We start from the raw sequence: 4,533 nt of genomic DNA on the forward strand, positions 1-4,533 counted from the left end.
ACGTCCCTTGCCAACTCGCCCTGCGCATACGCCGTTTCGTCGTCCCGGGGGCCGGTACATCCGCCCGTCGCCGCCGGATCAGACGTCGGGCAGGGGGTGGGGTCCGGTGACGCGGACGTACGCGACGGGCATGAGATGTACCGGCCCCCGGCCCCTTCGGCCGTCTTCCCGGTGCGGGTCGCAGCGACGTCCGCATCGGCCGGGCCGCAGTCGTCGCAGTCCCCCGTCCCCGTCCCTGTCCTCATCCCGGTTCCCATCCGCGCTATCCCCGCTCGCACGCAGGGGCCCGGCTCTTCAGCTCCGGCCCTGCTGTCTTCCGCCGGTCCGGCTTCTGAGGATGAGGTGGTGCCGTCCCATCCCCCCGCCCACCCGTGGGTGAGATCTTTTAGCCCGTCCGGCGTTTGAGGACGAGGCCGTTCAGGCCGATGCGGGGGTCTGGGGGTGGCAGCCCCCAGGTACGGGATGGGTAGGGGCGGAGGGGGCGAAAGAAGTAGCCGGGTCCGACGCCGGGCGGGAACGCCGATGGCCCGGCCCCACGGGAAGTGGGACCGGGCCATCGGGCAGGGCAGAGGGATCAGCCCTCGGACGGCTCCGCGGTGGCCGCGGCCTTGCGGGTGCGACGACGCGGCTTCGACTCGGCCGTCTGGGCCGGAATCTCGGCATCGACGGCCACGACAGTGGTCTTCGCGGCACGAGCACGACGCGGCTTGGGCTCCGCATCGGGCGTCACCTCGACCGCGGGGACGGCGGCCTTGCGAGTGCGGCGCGGCTTGGCCGGGGCCTCCGTGACGCCCTCGGCCGTGTCGACCGCGGCCTCCGCCACCTTGCGGGTGCGGCGGCGCGGTGCGGCAGGGGCCTCGGGCTCCTCGGCCGTCTGGGCCGGAATCCCGGCCTCGACGGTCGCGGCGGCGGCCTTGCGGGTCCGGCGGCGCGGCTTCGCCTCGACGCCTTCGGCGGTGTCCACAGCAGCCTTGGCGGCAACCTCAGTGGTGGCGACCGTGGTGGCCTTCGTGGCGCGGGTGCGGCGCGGCTTGGGCTCCGTGTCGTCCGTGGCCTCGTCCGTGGCGACGGCGACCTTGCTGCGGGTGCGTCGGCGCGGTGCGGCGGGGGCCTCGGCGGCCTCCTCGGTGATGGCGACAGCCTCGGCCACGACGGTCTCGGCCGTGATCTGCGTCGCCTCCACCGACTCCGCGGTCCTGCGGGTCCGGCGGCGGCGCGGCTTGGCCGACTCGTCCGTGACGCCTTCGGCGGTCGCCACGGCGGCCTCCGCGGCCTCGGGCACGGCGACCAGCTCCGCAGCGCCGTTGCGCGTACGGCGACGGCGGCGGGGAGTGCGGGGCTCGCGCGCGGCTACCTCAGCGGCCTCGGTCGTCACCTCCGGAGAGGTGGACGCCTCGTCCATCGACGCGCCGTTGCGCGTGCGGCGACGGCTGCGCGCCGGGCGCTCACGTTCACGCTCGACGACCGGCGCCGGAGCGGCGGAACGGCCACCGCGACCGCGCGGACCGCCACGGCCGCCGGTCTCGCCGAGGTCCTCGACCTGCTCGGCCGCGAGGCCGGCGCGGGTGCGCTCCGCGCGCGGCAGGACACCCTTGGTGCCGACCGGGATGCTCAGTTCCTCGAAGAGGTGCGGGGACGTGGAGTACGTCTCCGGCGGGTCCGGGAAGCCGAGGTCCAGCGCCTTGTTGATGAGCTGCCAGCGCGGGATGTCGTCCCAGTCGACGAGGGTGACGGCGATGCCCTTGGCGCCCGCGCGGCCCGTACGGCCGATGCGGTGCAGGTACGTCTTCTCGTCCTCGGGGGACTGGTAGTTGATGACGTGCGTGACACCCTCGACGTCGATACCGCGGGCGGCGACGTCGGTGCAGACGAGGACGTCGACCTTGCCGTTGCGGAAGGCGCGCAGTGCCTGCTCGCGGGCGCCCTGGCCGAGGTCGCCGTGGACCGCGCCGGAGGCGAAGCCGCGCTGCTGGAGCTGGTCGGCGAGGTCCGCCGCCGTCCGCTTGGTGCGGCAGAAGACCATCGCGAGACCACGGCCGTCGGCCTGCAGTATGCGTGCGACGAGCTCGGGCTTGTCCATGTTGTGCGCGCGGTAGATGTACTGCGCGGTGTTCGCGACCGTCGCACCGTCGCCGTCCTCAGAGGTGGCGCGGATGTGCGTGGGCTGCGACATGTAGCGGCGGGCGAGGCCGATGACCGCGCCCGGCATGGTCGCCGAGAACAGCATCGTCTGACGGCGGGGCGGCAGCATGTTCATGATCTTCTCGACGTCGGGCAGGAAGCCCAGGTCGAGCATCTCGTCGGCCTCGTCCAGGACGAGCGCGCGGATGTGCTTGAGGTTGAGCTTCTTCTGGCCCGCGAGGTCGAGCAGTCGGCCCGGGGTGCCGACGATCACGTCGACGCCCTTCTTGAGGGCCTCGACCTGCGGCTCGTACGCCCGGCCGCCGTAAATGGCGAGAACGCGTACGTTGCGGACCTTGCCCGCGGTCAGCAGGTCGTTCGTGACCTGCTGGCACAGCTCGCGCGTCGGGACGACGACGAGGGCCTGCGGGGCGTCGGTGAGCTGCTCGGGCTGCGCCCGGCCCGCCTCGACGTCCGCGGGGACGGTGACGCGCTCGAGGAGCGGGAGACCGAAGCCCAGCGTCTTGCCGGTGCCGGTCTTGGCCTGGCCGATGACGTCGCTGCCGGAGAGGGCAACGGGGAGCGTCATCTCCTGGATGGGGAAGGGATTGATGATGCCGACGGCCTCAAGGGCCTCAGCGGTCTCGGCAAGGATTCCGAGGTCTCGAAAAGTGGTAGTCAGGGTGCTGCCTGTTCTGTGTACGCAGTGCGAGGCGAGCGCGGGGGGTCGTGTCGGGACCGTGCCGGGGACGTCGGCCGCTCTTGACGGGCGGGCCGAGTGGCATGGGACCACTGCCGACGCTCGAGCTCTCGTACCACTGAGGGTTCCCTCCGGATGCCGTACGCAAAGTGACGTACCGACGTGGAGGGCTGTCAGGTCGGAGCCGATCGGGCCACCGACCGGGCATCCTCATTCATGCGGCCCGTCGAATAGTCGCCGGGCGCATTACCACCATACCCCGGAATCGCGCACATGCGATGGCCGATTTGGTCACGTAGTGGTCGTCACAGTGATTGACCAGGGACTTCCGTGTTGTGGTGAGCGGGCTATTGTGCGCTTCATGACGACGCCCGACAACGCCGCTGACACACCCGCCGAGGCCGCGGACGACACCGTTCCCGCAGCCACGGACGACACCGCTCCCGCGGCCACCGGGATCGCCGCCCAGGCCTGGGAGACGGCCTCCGTCGACCCGCAGTACCGCGCCGCGGTCGTGGATCTGCTCGGAGCGCTCGCGTACGGCGAGCTGGCAGCGTTCGAGCGGCTCGCGGAGGACGCCAAGCTGGCGCCCACGCTGGGCGACAAGGCCGAGTTGGCGAAGATGGCGTCGGCCGAGTTCCACCACTTCGAGCAGTTGCGTGACCGGCTCTCGGCGGTCGGCGCGGACGCGACGCAGGCGATGGAGCCGTTCGTCGCCGCGCTCGACGGCTTTCACCGCCAGACAGCGCCCTCGGACTGGCTGGAAGGACTCGTCAAGGCGTACGTCGGCGACTCGATCGCCAGTGACTTCTACCGTGAGGTCGCCGCCCGCCTCGACTCGGACACCCGCAGCCTCGTGCTCGCGGTCCTCGACGACACCGGGCATGCGAGCTTCGCCATCGAGAAGGTCCGCGCCGCGATCGACGCGGAGCCGCGGTTGGGCGGCCGGCTCGCGCTGTGGGCGCGACGGCTGATGGGTGAGGCGCTGTCCCAGTCGCAGCGGGTGGTCGCCGAGCGCGACGCCCTGTCGACCATGCTCGTGGGAGGCGTCGCGGACGGCTTCGACCTCGCGGAGGTCGGCCGGATGTTCTCGCGGATCACCGAGGCGCACACGAAGCGGATGGCGGCGCTGGGGCTGGCTGCCTAACGCCGCCTCGCCCGGCGCCTCACACGGCGGTCGGTCCGGCGGGCCTTGTGCAGTCGGTCACGCAGCGGGTTACGCCGTCGCCGAGCGGCGGCGAAATCCTTCTGCGGGGCGCAGCAGCAGGGACAGCGAGGCGGTGGAGACCGCCACAGCGCCGATGAAGATGACCAGCAGGTGGCCGGCGTCCAGCGCGGTGTGCGTCAGGAAGGCGCCGAACAGGGCTCCGGCGACGCCGGTCGGCAGGACCAGCGTGCGGTTCGGGAGGCGGTGCGGCAGGCGGTACGCGGCCGCCCATGCCAGTGCCAGACCGAGCATCGCGGAGCCGAGCGTTTCCAAGAGCATGGTGGGGGTCCCTCCCGGACGGCCGGTGCGATTCGGTCGTAGCCGGTCTTACCCCCGAGGTGCGGAATACAATCCTCCTCTGTGGTGGATCTGTGCTCCATCTGTGGTGAACATCTGAACTGTCCGAAACTTGACGGAGGCATCCGGCCAGCTCCGTGAGCGGATGAGGAGGGGCGGGGGGGGGGGTGCCCCCGGGGCCCCCCGAAAGCGGGGAGTATTAAAAAAA

At 71.8% G+C, this 4,533-nt stretch carries 3 protein-coding genes; 1 reads left to right on the top strand and 2 read right to left on the bottom strand.

The features are described from left to right. Window positions 1–574 precede the first annotated feature (574 nt). Window positions 575–2,710 carry a DEAD/DEAH box helicase gene (locus ACFWP7_RS42350; RefSeq protein WP_384393919.1) on the bottom strand — a complete coding sequence of 712 codons (2,136 nt, stop codon included), beginning with the start codon at window positions 2,708–2,710 and terminating at the stop codon, window positions 575–577. 472 nt (window positions 2,711–3,182) lie between these two features. On the opposite strand from ACFWP7_RS42350, the gene ACFWP7_RS42355 reads away from it, so the two are divergent. Further along, window positions 3,183–3,968, top strand: coding sequence for a ferritin-like fold-containing protein (locus tag ACFWP7_RS42355; protein ID WP_384393922.1), 786 nt, complete (start codon window positions 3,183–3,185; stop codon window positions 3,966–3,968). Between the two features lie 69 nt (window positions 3,969–4,037). Here the strand turns inward: ACFWP7_RS42355 and ACFWP7_RS42360 are convergent, their stop codons facing one another. Continuing rightward, window positions 4,038–4,307 carry a hypothetical protein gene (locus ACFWP7_RS42360; RefSeq protein WP_384393924.1) on the bottom strand — a complete coding sequence of 90 codons (270 nt, stop codon included), beginning with the start codon at window positions 4,305–4,307 and terminating at the stop codon, window positions 4,038–4,040. Between the last annotated feature and the right edge of the window lie 226 nt (window positions 4,308–4,533).

The sequence above is a fragment of the Streptomyces sp. NPDC058470 genome (assembly GCF_042721055.1).
GTDB lineage: Bacteria > Actinomycetota > Actinomycetes > Streptomycetales > Streptomycetaceae > Streptomyces.